Annotated in this window: 8 protein-coding genes; all 8 read left to right on the top strand. The window is 45.0% G+C overall.

Annotated elements, in window-relative coordinates; translation table 11 throughout:
* The coding region (locus AAY47_RS17190) for a hypothetical protein (RefSeq protein WP_235428402.1) at positions 1 to 295 on the top strand (295 nt) is incomplete at its 5' end.
* On the top strand, positions 292 to 570 hold the full coding sequence (locus AAY47_RS17185) for a hypothetical protein (protein ID WP_047771418.1): 279 nt from the start codon (positions 292 to 294) through the stop codon (positions 568 to 570). The genes AAY47_RS17190 and AAY47_RS17185, both read left to right, overlap by 4 nt.
* Positions 548 to 1,366, top strand: coding sequence for a PD-(D/E)XK nuclease-like domain-containing protein (locus AAY47_RS17180; RefSeq protein ID WP_047771417.1), 819 nt, complete (start codon positions 548 to 550; stop codon positions 1,364 to 1,366). The genes AAY47_RS17185 and AAY47_RS17180 overlap by 23 nt, the downstream gene beginning before the upstream one ends.
* Positions 1,359 to 2,195, top strand: coding sequence for a hypothetical protein (locus AAY47_RS17175; RefSeq protein ID WP_200897806.1), 837 nt, complete (start codon positions 1,359 to 1,361; stop codon positions 2,193 to 2,195). Before AAY47_RS17180 ends, AAY47_RS17175 begins: the two co-directional genes overlap by 8 nt.
* A 274-nt stretch (positions 2,196 to 2,469) precedes the next feature.
* Positions 2,470 to 2,898 (top strand): zinc-finger-containing protein, encoded by a 429-nt coding sequence (locus AAY47_RS17165; RefSeq protein ID WP_047771414.1) that lies wholly within the window; start codon positions 2,470 to 2,472, stop codon positions 2,896 to 2,898.
* Positions 2,895 to 3,077: a hypothetical protein gene (locus tag AAY47_RS17160; protein WP_047771413.1), complete on the top strand. Its 183-nt coding sequence runs from the start codon at positions 2,895 to 2,897 to the stop codon at positions 3,075 to 3,077. The genes AAY47_RS17165 and AAY47_RS17160 overlap by 4 nt, the downstream gene beginning before the upstream one ends.
* Positions 3,067 to 3,384: a hypothetical protein gene (locus tag AAY47_RS20125; protein ID WP_053014330.1), complete on the top strand. Its 318-nt coding sequence runs from the start codon at positions 3,067 to 3,069 to the stop codon at positions 3,382 to 3,384. The genes AAY47_RS17160 and AAY47_RS20125 overlap by 11 nt, the downstream gene beginning before the upstream one ends.
* 87 nt (positions 3,385 to 3,471) lie before the next feature.
* Positions 3,472 to 3,918 (top strand): MT-A70 family methyltransferase (locus AAY47_RS17155; protein ID WP_235428401.1); only part of this gene is annotated, 447 nt, incomplete at its 3' end.

Below are 3,918 nucleotides of genomic sequence, written 5' to 3'. Positions count from 1 at the left end.
AACCACAGGCAATCAGGAACCGGCGCTTCCATGTGCGCCGTCTCGCACTACTCATCATCTCATCATTTGTATTTATTCCAGTTTAACGGAGGTAATCATGTGCATTCAAATTTTATGCTCATCATATGGAAGTGATGCCAGTTCAACAGGAACAACAATTCTTACTTTTTCTGATAACACCATTAAACGAATAGATGGGGGATTAGATGAAATCCTCAGTAAAACAGCTATTACATTTGGGGATGTTAGAGATTATTTCGAACAGCATGGATATGTCATCACGGAGGCGCTATGAGATTCGACTATAACCCCTCTGGTGCTCAGGAGGAGAAATACGAGCGGGACAGGGAAGAGTCCGCATACCAAGATGCTCTCGATGAGGATCTGGACAATAGAGCCAATAACAGACTGGGAAAATTACCCGACAACACGCTATCAGATGAGATTAATTCTCTGTTGGAAATGGCGGGTGATAAACGGCCTGAATTAATGGATACGTACCACACATGGCTGTTTGATGTGTGTCGAGCAGTGGAGGAGCAGAGGCATGAAACCCGGTATCTATTATGACATTTCCAATGAGGACTATCACCGCGGCGAGGGGGTGAGCAAGTCGCAGTTGGATAAAGTGGCAAAATCAACAGCACTTTTAGATTGGGACAGGGACGCCCCAGAGGATGAAGAGAAAAAAAGCGCTCTGGATATGGGGACGGCGCTTCATTGCCTGTTATTAGAACCGGATGAATTTGACAATAGGTTTATTAAAGCACCTCAATTCAATCGCCGCACCAACTCAGGAAAAGAAGAAGAAAAGGAGTTTTTAGAAGAGTGCAAAAAAACAGGAAAGATCGTGATGGACTACGAGCAACACCGGAAATTACAACTAATGCGGGATAGTGTGATGGCTCATCCGGGGGGGAGGCGACTATTGGAACACGATGGAGTTTGTGAGGCTTCAATTTATTGGAACGACGCTGAAACTGGCGAATTATGCAGGATACGACCGGATAAGTTAATCCCCGATAATGACATCATTGTAGATGTTAAAAAAGTTTCAGATATTAGTCGATTCCCTACTCATATAGAGGAATATCGCTATCACGTTCAGGATGCCATGTATGGCGAAGGTTATCGGCAATATACCGGAACTATCCCTATCTTTTGTTTTCTGGCAGTCAGTGAATCTATCGATTGTGGCAAATATCCTGTTCGTCTGTTTGTGCTGGATCAGTATGACAGGGAGGTTGGTTTTGATTTGTTCAGAAAGAATCTAAATACGTACCACGAGTGCCGAGTAAAAGGAAATTTCGGCTTAGGTTTCGAAGTTGTTCAACGCCCTGAGTGGGCCAGGAGAAGAGATGAATAATGTAATTAATCCATTTGGTTCTAATGCACCGCAAGCGCAGCCAACACAGGGGATGGTAGCCGTTGAACAACAGCGGGCAATACAGGAAGTTCAAGCCGCAATGGTGATAGCTAAAAAGTTCCCGCGTGACCCCATTATGGCAATGGACAGAATTTTACAAGCATGCACCCGACCTACTCTGGCAGAAAGCGCCTTGTATTCATATTCACGCGGAGGTGCAGAAGTTACAGGGCCTAGTATCAGATTAGCCGAAGCAGTAGCTCAAAATTGGGGGAATATTCAGTTTGGTATCCGAGAGTTGGAGCAAAAAAACGGGGAATCAACCGTTGAGGCGTTCGCATGGGATATCGAGACGAACACCAGACAGGTAAAAACATTCACGGTTCCTCATGTTCGATTTACGCGTAATGGCAAAAAGAAACTGGAAGATCCCCGCGATATCTATGAATTGGTCGCTAATCAGGGTTCCAGAAGATTACGCGCCTGTATCCTCGGTGTAATACCGGGAGATGTTGTTGAGGCTGCGGTTAATCAGTGTGATGTGACTCTCAGGAGTAATGCAGATACATCACCAGAGGCCATTAAAAAAATGGTTGAAGTATTCAAAGCGGAATTTGGCGTAACCAGTGAGCAAATCCAAAAACGCATTCAGTGTCGAGTTGAAGCAATGCGCCCTGCTCAGATGGTTCAGATGAAAAAAATCTATGCGTCTCTGCGTGATGGCATGTCCAGCGTAGATGATTGGTTCGAAAAACCAGAAACAACCCAGAAGCAGGTTGATAAACTGAATAGCATGGGAGATGCGATTGATGACCACGGAGCCGAGTAAATATTTTTACGGTAAACCCTGTCCACACGGGCATACACTGAGATACACCAAAAATCGTCGGTGTGTTGTATGTAGACGAATATGGGCCAATGAGAATCAAGGAAAGTATGTAAGGAAAGACAAAAAACCCGCTCAAAAGGCATCCTCTGCCACCGATTTCCAACACCGGGTCTTCGTGCTCGGCAATCCAGACAGAAGTATCTAATTAACCCCAACCCTATCACTACGCTGCTGTGCGGCGGGAGGATTATTGTAACCAAATTCGGGAGGACACATGCAGTTCACCCCATGGAACCCCAATCCCAGAGCAATTGCAAGAGTCAATGACCCCTACCCCATTCCGACACACTGCCGTTATTGCGGCAGACACGTGATGATTGAGCATCACCTGAATGTTTTTAAACGCATCCATGATAACCGCTGGCCGTGGCTATACCACTGTTGGGCATGTGGTGCGCGCGTCAGCATTCATCCGGGAACGGATATCCCGATGGGGTCACTGGCAGATAAAACGACACGCAGAGCCAGAGCATCGGCTCATCGGTATTTCGATGATGTAGTCAGGAGTCGTAATTTAGAGCGCACGGAAGCGTATCACTGGTTAGCAAATCAATTAAATATCAGTTTCAACGAATGCCATTTCGGTTGGTTTGACACTGAAATGTGCGAACGGGCAGCGAATATATGCAGGAGGATTGAATGAGAAATGACAAAGTAGTATGCGCCAAACGTCAATGTAAACATATTCATTATGAAAACGATCGGGTTGGAGTTCCAGACCCTGAATTCCCAAATTTTGCATTTATTCAGACGTGTCCAAAATGCGGCGCTGATAATTTTTATATAATAGAAGAATTGAGCGAGAATAATCATGAACAATAATGTAATTGAGTTGGCGCGAGAAATAAAAAAGCGTAGTGAGGCGGTATTATCCGCAGAAAAGGAATATCTATCTTCCAAAGAAAATGAAAGCCGCGATAAGTTTTACAGTAGAATTGGTTATCTCGATTTGGTGATATCACCTCAAAATATAATCAAACTCTGTGAGGCGGTAGAAAAACTCGCTGAATATGAAAATATGAAACCTGTGGCGTATCAAAACTTACTCACAGGTGAATTATATTCCGAACCTCCAAAATCAGATGGCACTCAATATTTAGCTCTTCTATATCGCCACCCCAAAAAATAACGAGAACCATCATGGATATTATCGATGCAGCGAATAAATTAAATGAGCTACACGGTGCATTCTGTAGCCGGGAATGCGGGGAGGATTATGAGCGGGATAGGCGGAGAGATGGAACAAAAATACAGCCTGATATTAGCTGATCCCCCGTGGCAATATAATAATGCAGTCAGCAACGGAGCCGCTAATAACCACTACGCTACCACCGATTTTTATTCCCTCACCCGACTCCCCATAGAACAAATAGCCGCGGAAAACTCCGTACTCTGTATGTGGTGCACAGGGAATTTTTCGGCTGAGGCTATGAAGTTGGCCTCAGCATGGGGATTCACGGTCAAAACGATGAAATTGTTCACGTGGGTAAAACTCAACAAACTGGCAATGGAGCGCATAGATAGAGCCATTCAGGAGGAGAAACTGCTCGACAGTTGGGATTTCATGGAATTACTCAACACCGAAACACGGATGAACGGCGGCAACTACACCCGCAGCAACACTGAGGATATGTTGATCGCCGTTCGGGGCAACGGACTGCCA

Origin of the sequence: Xenorhabdus griffiniae (assembly GCF_001028135.1) — a bacterium.
GTDB lineage: Bacteria > Pseudomonadota > Gammaproteobacteria > Enterobacterales > Enterobacteriaceae > Xenorhabdus > Xenorhabdus bakwenae.
Note: the sequence above shows the minus strand (reverse complement) of the source record. Positions and strands in the feature narration are given on the sequence as shown.

What these genes read in the sequence shown, in the direction of transcription:
- AAY47_RS17185 (WP_047771418.1), top strand. Translation starts at nt 292, where the DNA reads ATGAGATTCGACTATAACCCCTCTGGTGCTCAGGAGGAGAAATACGAG.
- AAY47_RS17175 (WP_200897806.1), top strand. Translation starts at nt 1,359, where the DNA reads ATGAATAATGTAATTAATCCATTTGGTTCTAATGCACCGCAAGCGCAG.
- AAY47_RS17180 (WP_047771417.1), top strand. Translation starts at nt 548, where the DNA reads ATGAAACCCGGTATCTATTATGACATTTCCAATGAGGACTATCACCGC.
- AAY47_RS20125 (WP_053014330.1), top strand. Translation starts at nt 3,067, where the DNA reads ATGAACAATAATGTAATTGAGTTGGCGCGAGAAATAAAAAAGCGTAGT.
- AAY47_RS17160 (WP_047771413.1), top strand. Translation starts at nt 2,895, where the DNA reads ATGAGAAATGACAAAGTAGTATGCGCCAAACGTCAATGTAAACATATT.
- AAY47_RS17165 (WP_047771414.1), top strand. Translation starts at nt 2,470, where the DNA reads ATGCAGTTCACCCCATGGAACCCCAATCCCAGAGCAATTGCAAGAGTC.